Below are 17,199 nucleotides of genomic sequence, written 5' to 3' on the forward strand. Positions count from 1 at the left end.
TTGTGCTGGCGACCATAGCAAGAGTGAACCACCTGATCCCTTCCCGAACTCAGAAGTGAAACCTCTTAGCGCTGATGGTAGTGTGGGATTACCCATGTGAGAGTAAGTCATCGCCAGCTCATTATTCTTAAAAAGCCCCTGCATAAAGCAGGGGCTTTTTTTTTGCCTAGAATTAACGAAATTTAAAAGCCAAGAATAAAAACCGCTATATACCTAGATATAAAAAAGCCCCGACAGGATGTCGAGGCCTTTTCGTATGGGTTAAACATATCACTCCTGATCTACCTCCGCATCCTGCTGTTTTGTACTTTTATTCTTGTTGTTTTAGAAACATCCTGTTTCGGTATGGGTTAAATATAGTTTGAACGCTGCCGCATGCCTAGCCTTCATTTTCTGCAGTCCATGTACGCGAAAGCATACAGTAGTGCTTTAAAAATATGCTTCTATGCCCAGATAAGGGCCTTTAAATTTGAGTTTGGTTTCTGCATTTGAACTTTCTTCCAGCTGAATGTCTAAAATGCGATACCCAACTCTGGCACCTACGTCAACCAAGAGGTTATCGATGAAGTTATATTTGAGTTCTGCTTGAGCATCGCTAATTTGTTCATCATTCAGTGCAGCAAAACTGGCTTCAGCTCGAGCACTTAAGCCGGTAAAGGGCAGGTTTACCCCGGCCTGGGCATAAAGCATCGGTAGCGTACTACTGACATCTAATGTGTCGGTATAGTTTTGCAGAATATCTCCGCTTAGACGTTTGGCCCCAAAGCCGACATCGGCATCGACAATATTGTCCAGTACTTCATAATATAGAATGAAATCTGTATAAGTGAGGTCGACCTGATGGCTTTTTACACCTTCAAAACTTTGATCGCTGTCAGCCTGTAAATGACTATGCTTAATTTTTGCATTGGGTAAAAATGGCACCGGATGTTCTACTGCAACCGAGAATGACAGCGCATGATCATCTTCAAGTTGTGCTTGGGGAAAGGACGATGCCGGTTGGGTTAAGTCGGTGCTGTAGTGCCAGTAATCAATATTGCCTTTAACCGCAATAACATCGGCTTGGGTGGAGCTGAATGCGCCCAGTCCTAGGGCTAAGCAAAGAATTTTGAATGATTGCATAAGAATCCTGAAGTGAGGTGAACTGTTATTTTTGGAAAATCTTTTTGTGACTTAAATGCAGCGGAAGCAAACTTAACTCAGCGCATCATATAGTGAATGATAAAAAATTGCATTGTTGTTGTTTCTCAAAATTACAGGAAATTTATCTCTCATCTTTAGTAAACGAGTTGAAAAAGCCATGCGGCATTTAATTTTTAAATCGTTATTCCACCACCATAAATAAGTAGATTGAAGCATCTTAAGATAACTTCAGGTTTTTATATGTAATTTATGTATTCCCAAAAGTTTATTATTCAATAATAAAGAGAGATTAAAAATAAGCCGATTAAATGAGCATTCAAACTCAACAGATTATAAAAATGAAATGTTTGGTAAATAAATTACAGAAAATTTTTATAAAAGTGAGTATTGTTAAGTTCATATAAAGGATGGGTATTGATCAACATTTTTAAGCAAAATTTGATCCTTACTGATCTGTTTGCAATTTAGAATACTGCACCCAAAAGGTGACCTCTAAATCAGACACAAGAATTATTTTTGAATGGTACTTTTTTTGCTTGCGATATAAACCCGATAACAAGCAGCAACTGAAGATACCGAAGGTTTAGGTGTTGTATGACAGATTCTCGTGAAAATTGGACCTCACGATCCGGCTTTATTATTGCCGCTATCGGATCGGCGGTCGGTTTAGGTAATATTTGGCGCTTTCCATACGTTGCCTATGAAAATGGCGGTGGTGCGTTTCTTATCCCTTATTTGATTGCTTTAATTACTGCGGGTTTACCGCTGTTATTTCTGGACTATGCGGTCGGGCATCGTAGCAGTGGCTCGCCTCCGAAAGCCTATCGTAAGCTATTCCGGGGAGGCGAAACCCTGGGATGGTGGCAAGTTAGTGTCTGTATCATTATTGGCTTGTATTATGCTAGCGTTTTAACCTGGGCAGGCAGTTACGTTTATTTCTCGATTGGTCAAATGTGGGGCAGCGACCCGGAAGGGTTCTTCTTTAAAACCTATTTGCAGACTTCAGAGGCAACAGGTTTTGACCCGCGTTTTGTCAGTCATATTTTTTGGCCATTGGCTGGAATTTGGGTACTGACCTTAATCATTTTATATGGTGGGGTGAAAAAAGGCGTTGAGCTTTCCAACAAGATTTTCATGCCATTATTGTTTGTTTTATTTACCCTGTTAGTGATTCAATCCCTACGTTTGCCGGGTGCAGTGGAAGGCTTGAATGCCTTCTTTACTCCGAACTGGGCAGCCATGATGGACTATAAAGTCTGGCTGGCGGCGTATGGCCATACCTTCTTCTCATTATCCGTCGGTTTCGGGATCATGGTGACCTATGCATCTTACCTGAAGCCGAAAACCAATCTAACCGGTTCAGGTTTAATTGTGGGCTTTGCCAATGCTTCAACTGAAATTTTAGCAGGTATTGGGATTTTCTCAGCGCTGGGTTTCATGGCGTATAGCTCGAACAGCAATGTACAGGACGTGGTGAGTGGCGGTATTGGGCTGGCCTTTATTGCCTTCCCTAAAATCATTTCCAGCTTGGGTGCGGGTGCAGATTTATTTGGTATCCTGTTTTTTACCTCATTGTTTGTTGCCGGTATTTCATCGATGGTCAGTATTTTGGAAGTTCCAATTTCTGCCATGATGGACAAGCTGAAATGGGGCCGTAAGAAAGCGGTTACCATTGTTGGTGGCGGTAGTGCCTTGGTTTCTATCGTTTTATTCTCCAGTGTCAATTCGATTAAACTGGTGGATATCATTGACCATTTCATCAATAACATCGGTATTATTGGTGGTGCATTAATTTCAATTATCAGCATTGCCTGGTTTAAGCGTTCAGCTTTGCTTGAGATCCGGAATCACGTTAATGCCATTTCAACCGTGCATTTAGGCAAAGGCTGGGATTTTACCCTAACGGTCATTACCTCGTTGATTTTATTGATTACATTGGCCATGACCATTTATAACTTGTTATTAAAAGGCTATGGTGACTATAGTATCAGTATGCAGTGGCTGTTTGGCTGGGGCTGTGTGATTTTCTGTGCTGTGGTGGCGTTTGTTTTAGCCAGAATGAAAGATCGCTAGGAGAATAAACATGAATACTTCAGCAATTGTCATGATGATTATCTCGATGCTGTTTTTATGGGGCGGATTGGTGTTATCTATTCTACACTTGATGAAACATCCGGAAGAACTGGATGAGGTGCTGGAAGAAGTGAAAGACCAACATACGCTTTAAATCCGTAAATACTTCAGTTTATACGGTTACAAAAGAAAGCCATTATCATTGACGATAATGGCTTTTTTGTTTCTTGAATACTTGTGTCTTGAATGGAGAATGCTGTTGCCCAACCTTGTGCTATCACAAGTCTGGGTCGCATTTGCACCGATCTTCCTGGCAGCATGGCATATCTCAATAAAAAAGGAGGGTTTTTGCTCCCTCCTTTTTTAAGTATATGGCTTAAGCTGTTTTCTGGATACGGCAATAGAAGAAACCATCGCCCCGGCCGACTTGCGGCAGCAATTGGCGACCATGGATTTGTTCAATGCCCCAGTTGGCTTCAATTTTGATTTCTTTGGCATCTGGATGGTTGGCGAAGAACTCGACCATTTGCTGTTCATTTTCTGCTTTTAAAATCGAGCAGGTGATGTAAAGCAAGGTGCCACCGACTTTCAGTTGTTGCCACATGTTGTCCAAAATCTGTTTTTGCAGTTGGACTGTTTTGGCAATATCAGTTGATTGACGCAGTAAACGGATGTCTGGATGACGGCGCATCACCCCAATCGCTGAACAGGGTGCATCTAAAACAATACAATCAGCCGGTTCAGGTGCTGTCCAGGTTACGGCATCTGCGGTGACAATTTCAACATGTTTGCCATCTAACAGCAGACGCTCCAGGTTTTCAGAAACACGTTTTAAACGTTTTTCATCCTGATCGAGGGCAATCAGTTTTTTCGGCTGATATTTCTCTAAAATGTGCGCAGTTTTACCACCTGGTGCCGCGCAGGCATCAATCACGATTTTGCCATTCAAGTTCGGCAATAAAGTAGCGCATAGCTGGGCATGCTCATCCTGTACCGAGAAACCGCCAGCTTCAAAGCCCGGTAAACTTGGAATGTGCAGGCTTTCGTCCATGACAATCCCGACTTCAGAAATTTCGCAGCGATGTGCATCGATGCCTTCATCTTCCAGAATGTCGAGATATTCGTCACGGCTGACCTGGCGTGTGTTAACGCGTAAAGTCAGTGGCGCAAGCTGTTTCAGCTCATAGCTGAGTTCAGCAAATTGATCGCCCCAGTCTTTTTTCAGACGTTTAGACAACCAGCTTGGTAAATTCGTCGCTTGTTCAAGCACGTCATAGAACTGCTCAGTTTCACGGGTAGCACGACGTAAAATCGCATTCACTACGCCACTTAAACTTTCCATTCCCAATTGTTTGGTTGCTTCAACGGTTTCAGAAATCGCGGCATGTGCAGCCACGCGGGTGCACAGCAATTGGTATAAACCAAGGTACAAACAAGTTTCAACCACTTGATTATCCAGTGGTTTAGAGAGTAATGGTAAAGTCAGTTGTTTCAATGCATGCCATTGACGTAAACAACCCAGTACCAATTCATGGAACAAAGCACGGTCTTTGTCTGACACGATGTTCATTTGCTGCGCCAGCACTGATTGCAGCGATTGACCATTTTGGACAGCCAATAACGTCTTCACCACCTGAGCACGTAAATTAAGGTTTTTGGCTGAGGCGTTGGGAGATTGCTTCATTATAAAATTTGTCCAATAGTCAGTTTTTGGGTTTGTAAAATTTGTACAGGGTTAAGCGGTTTAGCGCCCGGCCATTGTAAAGCAGTCAGCGTGATGACCGTGTTATTTGCACAGGCAACATGAACGCCATCTTTATCAATGGCAATGATTTCACCCGGTTGAGCATTTTCCGCAGTAGCATGAGATAACTTGGAATTCCACACCCGCAAGTTGTTTTTCTCGTCGAGTACAATAAATGCCACTGGCCACGGGTTAAAGGCGCGGATATTACGGTCAATCTGTATGGCATCCGTAGACCAATCAATTTCTGCTTCGGCTTTGGAAAGCTTGTGAGCATACACAGTCAATGCTTCGTCTTGCACTTCACGGGTCGCCAGGTAGTGTTGCAGTTTTTCTTCCGACGCTAAAACAGCTGCAATGGCACTTGCACCTTGTTCGGCCAGTTTGTCATGCAACGTTGCAGAAGTGTCGCTTGCTTCAATCGGACAGATGGTTTTAAACATCATGTCGCCGGTGTCCAGACCCGCCGCCATTTTCATGATGGTCACGCCAGTTTCAGCATCACCTGTGGCAATGGCACGCTGAATCGGCGCTGCACCACGCCAGCGTGGCAACAGTGAACCATGGATGTTGAGACAGCCATATTTAGGTGTATCGAGTACCACTTGCGGTAGAATCAAGCCATAAGCGGCCACCACCATCACGTCGGCATTTAAAGCTGCCAGTTCTGCCTGTGCAGCCAAGCCTTCTTCAGTCGAAGATTTAAAATGAAGCGGCTGGTAGACCGGAATATTATTGGCTAAAGCCAGCTGCTTTACAGCAGAAGCCGTGAGTTTTTGTCCTCGTCCAGCTTTGCGGTCCGGTTGAGTATAGACCGCAACAATGTCATGTTCGGTTTTAAGCAGTGCAGCCAATGCAGTGGCTGCAAATTCTGGTGTACCCGCAAAGATGATTTTCACACAAAAGCTTCCAAATAAACGTGATGTCTATTATAAGGCAAAAGCATTTATTCACCTAAATTGAGTCTGAATACAGACCGAAGAAGCCTATTTTTATAAAAAAAACTTATGCAAAATTTAAAAATTATTCATGAAAGTTTTGCATTGTCTGGCCGGGGATGGCGGTATAGTAGATTTCAGTTAAAGATTTTTGTCGTCAAATCACGAAGTTCAAATTATAGACCCATCTACCCCTATACTAAGATGAAAATGCCATCTTGAAAAACAATGGCTTGGTGTATGATAGGTTGGAAATTCGACTGATTTCATGCTCTCGATCTGTAAGATTTCGCCAGAGTGAATGAGCTCATTCAACTCAAGCACAAACTTTGTTGGAATAACACAATGCCTGACTATCGTTCAAAAACATCGACACACGGAAGAAACATGGCGGGTGCGCGTGGCTTATGGCGCGCAACTGGGATGAAAGATGAAGACTTTGGCAAGCCAATTATTGCTGTCGTCAACTCATTCACACAATTTGTTCCAGGTCACGTTCATTTAAAAGATCTTGGTCAACTCGTGGCTCGTCAAATTGAAGCATCAGGTGGTGTGGCCAAAGAATTCAATACCATAGCCGTGGATGACGGCATTGCCATGGGTCATGATGGCATGCTGTATTCATTGCCTTCACGTGACCTGATTGCCGACTCGGTGGAATACATGGTCAGTGCGCACTGTGCCGATGCCATGGTGTGTATTTCCAACTGTGACAAAATCACCCCGGGGATGTTGATGGCAGCGATGCGCCTGAACATTCCAGTGGTATTCGTGTCGGGCGGTCCAATGGAAGCGGGTAAAGTCAAAATCCGCGGCAACGACAAAGCGATTGACCTGATCGACGCGATGATCGTGGCGGCAGATGACAACTATACGGATGAAGAAGTGGCTGAATACGAACGTTCTGCCTGTCCAACCTGTGGTTCATGTTCAGGCATGTTCACTGCCAACTCAATGAACTGCTTAACTGAAGCATTGGGTCTGTCCTTACCAGGTAATGGTTCAACTTTAGCAACCCACGCCAACCGTAAAAAACTGTTTGAACGTGCAGGCTCGTTAATTGTTGAATTAGCTAAACGCCACTATGAACAGGACGATTACAGTGTATTACCACGTTCAATGGTAACCAAAGCATCGTATGAAAATGCCATGACGCTGGACATTGCAATGGGTGGTTCAACCAATACGGTACTGCACTTGTTGGCAGCTGCAAATGAAGCGGGCGTTGATTTCACCATGGATGATATCGACCGTTTATCTCGTAAAGTGCCAGTACTGTGTAAAGTCGCGCCTGCGAAAAATGATGTGCATATGGAAGATGTACACCGTGCCGGCGGTATCATGTCCATTCTAGGTGAACTGGATCGTGCTGGCTTACTGAATACGTCTGTGGGTACTGTCCACGAAGCAACCCTGAAAGATGCTTTGGACAAATGGGACATCATCCGGACTGAAAATGAAGAGGTTTACCAATTTTTTAAATCGGCACCGGGCGGCGTACCAACACAAACTGCTTTCTCACAAGACCGTTACTATTCGCGTTTAGATGGTGACCGTGAAAATGGCGTGATTCGCAATGCAGCACATGCATTCTCGAAAGACGGTGGTTTGGCCGTGCTTTACGGCAACATCGCACTGGATGGCTGTATCGTCAAAACTGCCGGCGTTGATGATTCAATTTTGAAATTCAACGGTACTGCCCGCGTATTTGAAAGTCAGGATTCTGCGGTAGAGGCGATCTTGGGTAATGAAATTAAAGCCGGTGACGTAGTCGTGATTCGTTACGAAGGTCCACGTGGTGGTCCGGGTATGCAGGAAATGCTGTACCCAACCAGTTACCTGAAATCGAAAGGTTTAGGTAAAGAATGTGCCTTGCTGACTGACGGCCGTTTCTCGGGTGGTTCATCAGGTTTGTCGATTGGTCACGTTTCACCTGAAGCGGCTGAAGGCGGTGCCATTGGTCTGGTTGAAGATGGTGATTTAATCGAAATCGATATTCCAAACCGTACTATCAACCTGGCTGTGGATGAAGCAACTATGGCTGCTCGCCGTGAAGCACAAGAAGCGAAAGGCTGGCATCCAGTGGAAGAGCGTCCACGTAAAATTTCCAAAGCCTTGAAAGCGTATGCCATGCATACCACCAGTGCGGCAAAAGGTGCGGTACGTGAAATCTAAGCTTTAGATTTTTACTAATAAAAAGCACTCCAGATGGAGTGCTTTTTATTGATTATTGAAAATAGCATGGTCGCATTTTATTTTGTGATTTTGAAATAGGATTGCGTAGACGATGTTTTCCTGATGCAGCGTCCTGAACAAGTTTAAAGCACTGCTTTTAAACGCAGTGCAAGACAGGAAAACAGCGACATCCATGTCACTTTATCATGTGATCTGATTCGGGTAGAAAAACAATAAATGGGTGAATGAGATACACAGAGTTTCACTTTTACATATCGTATGCCTTCTATACAATGATCTTAGAATAATTTGCCAAAGACTGAAGCTGAAAATCAGTCATCGCCAAGGAAGAAACCAATGAGTAAAGATAATATCCGTGAGCACTCTGCCCCGGTTTACGAAGGCATTGAAAATGCGCCGGCACGTTCCATGATGCGCGCGACTGGTTTTAAAGATGCCGACTTTAGCCGGCCTTTTATTGGTATTGCCTCAACCTGGGCCAATGTCACGCCGTGTAATATGCATATTGATGGTCTAGCGCGTGAAGTGGAAAGAGGCGTGAATGCCGCAAATGGCAAGGGGATTATCTTCAATACGATTACCATTTCTGACGGTATCTCAAACGGTACGGAAGGGATGAAGTACTCACTTGTCTCCCGTGAAATTATTGCCGATTCGATTGAAGCGGTGGTGGGTTGTCAGGCTTATGATGGCGTGATTGCGATTGGTGGCTGTGACAAGAATATGCCGGGCTGTATCATGGGCTTGGCGCGTTTAAATCGCCCAGGTCTGTTTATTTATGGTGGAACCATTAAACCGGGTGCTGGCCATACCGACATGATTTCGGTGTTTGAAGCCGTGGGTCAGCATGCCAAAGGCGAAATCAACGAGATTCAGGTCAAGCAGATTGAAGAAGTCGCATTGCCGGGACCAGGTTCCTGTGGCGGCATGTATACTGCCAACTCGATGGCTTCTGCAATTGAAGCCTTAGGCATGAGCTTACCGGGTTCATCGGCGCAGGAAGCGGTGTCTGAAGAGAAAAAAATTGACTGTCTGCGTGCCGGTGAAGCGGTGATGAACTTGTTACGTCTGGACATTAAACCGCGTGACATCATGACCAAGGCAGCCTTTGAAAATGCGATTAAAGTGCTGATTGCGCTGGGTGGTTCTACCAATGGGGTGCTGCATCTGTTGGCGATGGCCCATACTGCAGGTGTGGAACTGACTCTGGACGATTTTGTACGCATTGGGAAAGACATTCCTGTGGTGGCGGATGTGCGTCCATCGGGCAAATATCTGATGTCGGAACTGATTGCGATTGGCGGCATTCAGCCGCTGATGAAACGCATGCTGAATGCCGGCATGCTGGATGGTTCCTGCTTAACCGTAACCGGTAAAACCTTGGCTGAAAATCTGGCAGATGTAGAAGATTATCCAGAAGGTCAGCAAATTATTTTGCCCTTTGATGCACCCATCAAAAAAGACTCGCATCTGGTGGTGCTAAAAGGCAACCTGTCACCAACGGGTGCGGTAGCAAAAATTACAGGTAAAGAAGGCCTGTATTTTGAAGGTCCGGCACGCGTGTTCGAAGGCGAAATTGGTGCCATGCGTGGTATTTTAGATGGTGAAGTGCAGGAAGGCGAAGTGGTGGTGATTCGTGGTGAAGGGCCTAAAGGCGGACCCGGTATGCCGGAAATGCTGAAACCGACCTCGGCCATTATTGGTAAGGGCTTAGGAAAATCTGTAGCGCTACTCACCGATGGCCGTTTCTCAGGTGGCAGCCATGGCTTTGTGATAGGTCATGTCACGCCTGAAGCCTATGAAGGCGGGCCGATTGGTCTGGTGAAAAATGGCGATAAAATTTCCATTAATGCCGAAACCCGTGAAATGACACTGCATATTTCCGATGCAGAACTGGCAGCGCGTAAAGCAGCCTGGGTCAAGCCTGAACCGAATTATCGCTATGGTGCTTTGGCGAAGTTTGCCAAATTGACTACAGGTGCTGAAAAAGGGGCAGTGACCGATCTAAATTTAGATGTATAATTGATCATTACCTAACAAATTGTTATAAACCCTTGTAGCACACAAGGGTTTTTTTTCGAGGCTGATCTCATGTCACTGTTACGCCGTTGGTTTGATCCACTTCGATCGAGTTGGTTTTATCAAAAGCCGACCCGTCAGGTGGAATTATCTACGGAGCAGGGTTTAACCATCCACTTGCGTCTGGATGATGTCTATAGCTATCTGGCTGCACAGCAGTTACCTGAACTTGAAGAAATCTTGAGTGATGAGATCAAACCCTTAAAGGTGATCATTTCCAGTCGAACGGCAGAACCTCCCAATAACATGTCAGAAATGGAGTGGCAAAATTACTGCCTGAACGATGCCAAAATTCTGTCCAAACAGCATCGTTTTAGTTTCCATGAAACCCCCGAACAGCCGTCGCTTGAGGCCATTGCTCAAGCAGAAACAATCCTTCGCAATACTCCCTTACGCGGCCAGGATTTCCTGTATTTACTCGAAGACGTGTTCCACATGCTATGGCAAAAACAGTATGGCAAATTGCGTACTTTACATGCCATGGCCAGCCGCCATCATCCAGCGCAGAATTTTCCGGAACGAATTTTTAACGATAACGAAGTTTTGGTCAGCTATTTTGAATTTGGGGAGCGCAAGTATCATGCGGTGGATGATCTGCTGCGTTTAACCCGCCGTTTAAAACAACAAAAATTACTCACTGGTAATCCGATTTTCCTGATCAACCATATTGAATGGCGTGAACATCTGATCAGTGATGCCGAAGAACTGAATGAAATTCAGGCACTGGATCCGGAACTGGATTTATATATTGCTCTGGAAGACCCGATTTCCTGGCTCTTGTTGGCCTATATTAAAGAAGAGCTGGCCAATTTTTATAATATTCATCTCAATGTTTACCCGCTGTCTTATCACGGACGGGACCTGTTTGACTGGGGGCTGGCGACACGCTTGTCCAAACGTACCGAAGTGAAATTTACCCCGTTTTGCCGTCCTACCCAGCAAGCAACTTATGAGATGGCGAAACTGTTTTATAGCGTGCCTGAAGAGCAGCGTGTGGAAGCCATGTACAGCATTTTGCAGTCAGTCTGGACCAAAGGCAAAGACCTGTCATTCAGGCCGCATTTTGACCAGATCAAGCGTGATTTAGAGATCAATGAACTGAGTACTGAAGATATTGCTGCCAAATTAAAAGAAAATGACATACTCTGTGAAATGAAGTCTCAGCCCGATTTTCCTGTGCTCGAACTGCGCATTGATGGTCAAAGTTATGTGTTTAATAGTTTGTACCGGGTCTGGATGATCGAAAGTATTTTTAGTAATGTTTTAGAAGACCAATATAAAAGTGAAAATGATGATAGCAAAGATGAAGAAAGAGAAATGTGAGTCTTTAGAACAGGCCCGTGCACAGATTGATGCCATTGATACCGCACTCATTGAGATGATTGCCACCCGTCAGTTTTATGTCGATCAGGCTACGCGTTTTAAGCGTACTGTACAGGACGTACAATCTCCGGAACGGGTCGAGCAGGTCATTCAGAAAGTACGTGCACAAGCGCTAGACCAGGGAACCGATCCTGATCTGGTGGAATATTTATATCGTGAAATGATCCAGCGTTTTATTCAGCGCGAATTGAGAGAAATCCGACCATAATTTGATTGCGCGTGGTATAAGCTCAATATAAAAGCTCAACCTGTCCAATAAAAAAGATACCTGAAAAAGTGTCTGAACCGCGCTATTTCATCTGTTACACCAGACGGTAATAGGTATAGCGGACCTGATCATTCTTATAAACCGCATGACTGTTTTGGCGGAAATCAGATACCCATTGGCGGCCGGTATAGGCAGCAATATGGCCGTAAACATGCTTCTGGGTTCTGTTGATAATATAGATATCACCTTCTTGCGGATGATCAAAAGAAGGGTTGATTTTTTTATAGCCAATTGCCTGGAGGGTATGTCCCCAATCTGCAGCTGCCACTGGATGATTCAAAATTCGGGCACCTGCTGACTGTAGTGCAATGCGGATGCTTTGTGCACATTTTTTGGTACTGGTCGCCGACGACATGCTATGTAACTTTTGTGTGAATTTACGTACATCCAGAAAGGGAATGCCTTTATTTTTGGAATTTTTAGCGCCTGAACCTGCCTGGTTTTTCTGGAAATTTTGCGAGATTACCACCGTATTCTGATCCGCAGCATTAATCATATTGCTATGATGTCCATCATAAATCATTCTTCAATCTCTACCTGATTTTCAATTACTTTTAGAAAAAATAGACAGCATTTTTCAGAACTAAAACCCGAATATTCTTTCTTTCAATGGTACAAATGCAATGTTATTACATAGCCCATTCATGCGAAGCGCGTACTTTAAAGAGCTTTTATTTGAAAATCCACCTGTTTTAGTATGATAAATAACCAATTTAGGACGAGAAAAGCGCTAAATTTGCCGCAATCAGGACAGAAAATAAGGACAAGTTAGTTAGTAAATCATGTAGTTAAGATCAACTTAATAATATATTAATAATTGATGGATTTATTATGTAAACATGCAATTACTTGCTTAATTATTAATCAAAAATTAATATTTTGTCATATTTATAGTGGATATTTTTATTCTTTGCAGTCGCAAAAGCCTTAGCTTTTTCTTGAGATTTAGTCTGGAACAGGGTGACTTTTTAACTCCTCATATTCAAATTTCCTCAATCTCAAACATAAAAAAAGCAGCCTTGCGGCTGCCTGAAAATGTGTATTTATCTTTATGATTTATCGCCCAGGCTAAAGAACCAGTTCAGGATGAGGGCTGCAAACGTAGCGGTACCAATACCCCCCAGATTAAAGTTGCCGAATTGCAGGGCAAAGTCACCGGTGCCTAAAATAATAGTCACCGCAGCCACCATCAGGTTTTTGTTTTTAGAGAAATCAACCTTGTTTTCAATCCAGATTTTTGCACCGGCAATGGTAATTAAACCGAAGACCACAATCGATGCACCAGTTAAGATAGCAGTCGGAATGGTATGGATAATGGCACCAAATTTTGGTGAAAGTCCCAACAAAACTGCAAAGATACCGGCAAAAACAAAGATGATGGTGGAATAGACACGAGTCACCGCCATCACGCCAATATTTTCACCATAAGTGGTCATCCCCGGAGCACCGACACCACCCGATAAAGTGGTTGCAAGACCATCGGCAACAAAGGCTTTACCAATATGTGGATCAAGGTTTTCACCGGTCATGGCACCCACTGCTTTGATATGACCCAAGTTTTCAGCCACTAAAATCAAGGCAATCGGCGCAATAATCAGCATGGCATTGGCGTCGAATACCGGTGAGTGGAAGGTAGGAATACCAAACCAGTCTGCCTGTTGAATTGGAGCAAAATTAATGGGTGTGCCATGTCCCATCACATTGGAAACAATATAATAAATTAAGTAAGCTAATAATAAACCGATCAATAACAGCAGACGTTGCAGCAGGCCTTTGGTAAATACCGCAATAGAACCCATGCACATCACCGTGACCAGTGACATCCACATATTGAAGTTATTCCCTGCTACGCCTTTAACAGTCACCGGTGCCAAATTCAGGCCGATGATCATGACCACAGCACCGGTCACTACAGGTGGCATGAGTTTTTCAATCCATTTGGTTCCGGTTGCCATCACAATAAAACCAAAAATCGCATACAGAATACCGCAGGCCATAATACCGCCAGCGGCCAGGGCCAGATTGGTATTGGGTGCACCCGTACCCGATGCGGCATAACCCGTTGCTGCAATGACCACCCCAATAAAGGCAAAGCTGGAACCCAGATAACTCGGCACACGTCCCCCGGTCATCAGGAAAAACAGGATGGTACAGATGCCTGACATTAAAATAGCCAGATTAGGATCAAACCCCATCAGGAAGGGTGCAAGTACAGTCGCCCCAAACATGGCAAAAGCATGTTGTACACCCAAAACTACACTTTGTGCGGGCGGAAGGTATTCATTGGTACCGACAGGACGTGCATCGATACTGCCTTCGTACGGGCGCCATTTGGGAAACCAATTGGACATTTTTTGAGCACTCTAAAAACAAATTGTGCACATCATACGCTTCTTTTTTGGAAGATTTAATCATTGAAACAAAATTTTATTTATACTAATACCATGACTTTTCAAATATTTTTACCATGTGATAAAAATTTTAATAATTAAAAATAACGCTAAATCAATAGTTAATAGGTATGAAGATGGGTTGATACATTCATAAATATTTTTTGTTTTATTTATAAAAATAATGGGAAACTTTTGACCATAAGGTTGAAAAAAGCACATTGCAGGAATGTGCTTTTTCTATGGGAAATCAGAATTTAACCGGTATTACGCAATCCGGCTGCAATCCCGGCAATACTCACCATTAAGGCATGATCGACTGGGGTATGTTCTGCCTGACGTTCTGCCAGATAGCGACGACGGCGTTTCATCAGTTCCGCCTGGAGTAAATGCAGCGGCAGTAAATACGGTTTGCGTACCCGCATAGATTGATCCAGCACTTCATTGCTGCTGAGCAGTTTGGATTCGCCTTTCAGCGCCAGCAAGGTTTGTACCGCATCTTTTAAGCGCTGACGCAGTTCATTGCCCAGGACTTTTAAGTCTTCATCCTCGGTCAAATGTGATTCGTAATATAAGGCGACATTACTATCTGCTTTGGACAATACCATTTCCAGCATGTCAATCAGGGTCTGGAAATATGGCCATTGTTGCAGCATCTCATCCAGCAGTGGTTTTTGCCCTTGATGAATCACTTGGTTAATGGCTGCTCCAGTGCCTAGCCAAGCTGGAAGCATCAGACGGATTTGGGTCCAGGCAAAGACCCAGGGAATAGCACGTAAGGATTCAATCCCACCACTGACCTTGCGTTTTGCCGGGCGTGAACCGAGTGGCAACATTTGCAATTCCAGTTCCGGTGTAACCGTACGCAGGTATTTTACAAAATGTGGATTTTCACGCACAGTTTGACGATACACCTGTACCGACAAATCGGTCATGCTATGCATCAGTTCACGCCATTCATCCTTAGGCACCGGTGGTGGCAATAAGGTTGCCTCTAAAGTGGCTGCGGTATAAATCTCCAGATTTTGTAAGGCAATGCCTTCCAGACCAAACTTGAAGCGGATCATTTCCCCTTGTTCGGTCACGCGAATGGCACCGGAAATCGAGCCTGGCGGTTGTGAAAACAGTGCTTGCTGGGTCGGAGCACCCCCGCGGCTGATGGAACCGCCACGGCCATGGAACAGGGTGAGTTGTACTGCATGTTTTTTTGCCACCGCAGTCAGTTCTTCCTGCGCACGGTATTGCGCCCAGTTGGCAGACATAAATCCGGCATCTTTGGCTGAGTCGGAATAGCCAATCATCACTTCGTGCTTGCCCTGAATATGCTGTTTGTACCAGTGCATATTAAACAGGGTATTCATGGTGCTGGCTGCACCGTCCAGATCTTTCAGGGTTTCAAACAGGGGAACGACTCGAAGTGGATGCTTGATGCCTGCTTCTTTTTGCAGCAATAACACTGCCAAGACATCACTCGGATATTCCGCCATGGAAATAATATACGCACCCAGACTTTCTTCCGGTTGTTCGGCCAGCGTGCGCATGGTGGCAAATACTTCCTGGACATCCGGATGTTCAATCAGGCTTTGTTTCGGTTCATTCAGATGTTTTGGCAACAACGGACGTTTACTTTGCAATTCCTGCAACAGGAAGTTTTGGCGTGCCTGTTCGGTCCAGGTTTCAAAATTGCCTAGACCCAGATATTCAGTAATGGCAGAAATGGCCTGACGATGACGACCGGATTCCTGACGGATATCCAGTTTCAGCAGTTCAATGCCAAAGCAGTTGACGCGATGGATAAAGTCCAGCAGTTTGCCATTGGCAATTTCCGGCAGGTTGCAGGCAATCAGTGAACGGTAGCACAGCAATAAAGGCTGTAATAATTCATCTTTGCTTTTAATGACATGGCTATCATCTGCATCTTGCCCTTGCAGTTTTTGCGCCAGCCAGTGACGGGTGGCTTTGAGGCGTTCGCGGGTATCGCGCAGATATTCACGGTAGGGTTCGGGGTGGCTATGGCCCAGTGCCTGCATCAGTTCATCGCTGCAGTTTTGAATCGACAGTTCCCAGCGCAGGTCTTCCATATCACGCAGATATAAATCAGCCGCTTTCCAGCGCGACAGCCAGAGCACTTCCTGGGTAATGTTATGCGTCACATTCGGGTTGCCGTCACGGTCACCGCCCATCCATGAGGCAAAACGCACTGGTGCAACGGTTAAAGGTAAACGCTGGCCACAGTGATCTTCAACCATTTCATCCAGTTCGCGGATGAATTTGGGAATGGCATTCCATAGGGTTTGTTCAATAGTGGTAAAGCCCCATTTTGCTTCATCGACTGGGGTTGGCCGGTGCTGGCGGATTTCATCAGTCTGCCAGGCGGAACAAATCAGTTGTTTGAGTTCTTGCAGTACGGCTTTGCGTTCACGTGGGGTCAGTTTTTGTTGATCAGACTTAAACAGGCAGTCATTAATATCATCATATTTTTGAATTAAGGTACGACGGCTGACTTCAGTCGGATGTGCAGTCAACACCAGTTCAATTTTCAGTTCACAGATTTGCTTGAATAGCGTGTCGGCTGAAATTTCGTGATCTTTAAATTTCTGGAACAGATGATCGAGCGGATTGGGAGAGGGGGCATGTTCATCGAATTCACTCTTACGGCGACTGCGTACTACATTGTACTGTTCGGCAATATTGGCAAAATTCAGAAAGTGGGTGAATGCACGGGTAAGTGGAAGAATCTCATCATCTTCCAGACTCAGGAATAGTTGTTCAAGCTGTTTTTCGGCTTCTACCTGCCCATCACGTGCACCTTTGGACAGGGCACGAATCTGCTCCACCTGATTAAACAAATCTTGTCCCGCATGTTCCTTGAGGGTTTCTCCCAGTAAGTTCCCAAGTAAGCGTACATCCTCACGCAGTGGAGCATCAATTTGTTGAATCATTTTTTTCATTCTCCTAGGCTACTCCTTTGAATATACCCCGATT

Annotated in this window: 12 protein-coding genes and 1 rRNA gene; 7 read left to right on the top strand and 6 right to left on the bottom strand. The window is 44.6% G+C overall.

Annotated elements, in window-relative coordinates; all coding sequences use genetic code 11:
* Positions 1-4: 4 nt before the first annotated feature.
* Positions 5-119: ribosomal RNA gene (gene rrf, locus FTT87_RS02930) — 5S ribosomal RNA — on the top strand.
* A 310-nt stretch (positions 120-429) separates the two neighbouring features.
* Here the strand turns inward: rrf and FTT87_RS02935 are convergent.
* On the bottom strand, positions 430-1,122 hold the full coding sequence (locus tag FTT87_RS02935; RefSeq protein WP_086197764.1) for a TIGR04219 family outer membrane beta-barrel protein: 693 nt from the start codon (positions 1,120-1,122) through the stop codon (positions 430-432).
* 615 nt (positions 1,123-1,737) lie between these two features.
* Here FTT87_RS02935 and FTT87_RS02940 point away from each other — a divergent pair.
* Positions 1,738-3,216, top strand: coding sequence for a sodium-dependent transporter (locus FTT87_RS02940; protein ID WP_086197762.1), 1,479 nt, complete (start codon positions 1,738-1,740; stop codon positions 3,214-3,216).
* A 10-nt stretch (positions 3,217-3,226) separates the two neighbouring features.
* On the top strand, positions 3,227-3,370 hold the full coding sequence (locus FTT87_RS02945) for a methionine/alanine import family NSS transporter small subunit (RefSeq protein WP_086197760.1): 144 nt from the start codon (positions 3,227-3,229) through the stop codon (positions 3,368-3,370).
* A gap of 222 nt (positions 3,371-3,592) precedes the next feature.
* Here the strand turns inward: FTT87_RS02945 and rsmB are convergent, their stop codons facing one another.
* Together rsmB and fmt are read right to left on the bottom strand one after the other, a co-directional pair.
* Complete coding sequence (rsmB, locus tag FTT87_RS02950; RefSeq protein ID WP_180043848.1) at positions 3,593-4,900, bottom strand: 16S rRNA (cytosine(967)-C(5))-methyltransferase RsmB; 1,308 nt, start codon at positions 4,898-4,900, stop codon at positions 3,593-3,595.
* Positions 4,900-5,859 (bottom strand): methionyl-tRNA formyltransferase, encoded by a 960-nt coding sequence (gene fmt, locus FTT87_RS02955; protein ID WP_180043850.1) that lies wholly within the window; start codon positions 5,857-5,859, stop codon positions 4,900-4,902. Before fmt ends, rsmB begins: the two co-directional genes overlap by 1 nt.
* A 384-nt stretch (positions 5,860-6,243) precedes the next feature.
* Between fmt and ilvD (FTT87_RS02960) the strand changes: the two genes are divergently transcribed.
* The 4 genes from ilvD (FTT87_RS02960) to FTT87_RS02975 all read left to right on the top strand — a co-directional run bounded on the left by ilvD (FTT87_RS02960) (position 6,244) and on the right by FTT87_RS02975 (position 11,764).
* Positions 6,244-8,073 carry a dihydroxy-acid dehydratase gene (ilvD, locus tag FTT87_RS02960; RefSeq protein WP_086197804.1) on the top strand — a complete coding sequence of 610 codons (1,830 nt, stop codon included), beginning with the start codon at positions 6,244-6,246 and terminating at the stop codon, positions 8,071-8,073.
* A 357-nt stretch (positions 8,074-8,430) separates the two neighbouring features.
* The gene (gene ilvD, locus FTT87_RS02965; RefSeq protein ID WP_180174325.1) at positions 8,431-10,116 is read left to right on the top strand and encodes a dihydroxy-acid dehydratase; all 1,686 of its coding nucleotides are present in this window, start codon (positions 8,431-8,433) and stop codon (positions 10,114-10,116) included.
* 69 nt (positions 10,117-10,185) lie between these two features.
* On the top strand, positions 10,186-11,496 hold the full coding sequence (locus FTT87_RS02970; RefSeq protein WP_180174326.1) for a hypothetical protein: 1,311 nt from the start codon (positions 10,186-10,188) through the stop codon (positions 11,494-11,496).
* Positions 11,477-11,764 carry a chorismate mutase gene (locus FTT87_RS02975; RefSeq protein ID WP_180043858.1) on the top strand — a complete coding sequence of 96 codons (288 nt, stop codon included), beginning with the start codon at positions 11,477-11,479 and terminating at the stop codon, positions 11,762-11,764. The genes FTT87_RS02970 and FTT87_RS02975 overlap by 20 nt, the downstream gene beginning before the upstream one ends.
* 94 nt (positions 11,765-11,858) lie before the next feature.
* Here the strand turns inward: FTT87_RS02975 and FTT87_RS02980 are convergent, their stop codons facing one another.
* From FTT87_RS02980 to ppc, 3 genes are all read right to left on the bottom strand, one after another.
* A complete protein-coding gene (locus tag FTT87_RS02980) occupies positions 11,859-12,347 on the bottom strand; it encodes a CHAP domain-containing protein (protein ID WP_180174327.1) in 489 nt (162 codons plus the stop codon).
* 526 nt (positions 12,348-12,873) lie between these two features.
* Positions 12,874-14,175, bottom strand: a complete 1,302-nt coding sequence (locus FTT87_RS02985) for a solute carrier family 23 protein (RefSeq protein WP_180174328.1) — start codon at positions 14,173-14,175, stop codon at positions 12,874-12,876.
* A 296-nt stretch (positions 14,176-14,471) separates the two neighbouring features.
* Entirely contained in the window at positions 14,472-17,156 is a 2,685-nt protein-coding gene (ppc, locus tag FTT87_RS02990) for a phosphoenolpyruvate carboxylase (RefSeq protein WP_180043862.1), read from the bottom strand.
* Positions 17,157-17,199: the final 43 nt, after the last annotated feature.

This window comes from Acinetobacter sp. YH01022 (genome assembly GCF_013420235.1).
In the GTDB taxonomy this organism is placed as follows: domain Bacteria; phylum Pseudomonadota; class Gammaproteobacteria; order Pseudomonadales; family Moraxellaceae; genus Acinetobacter.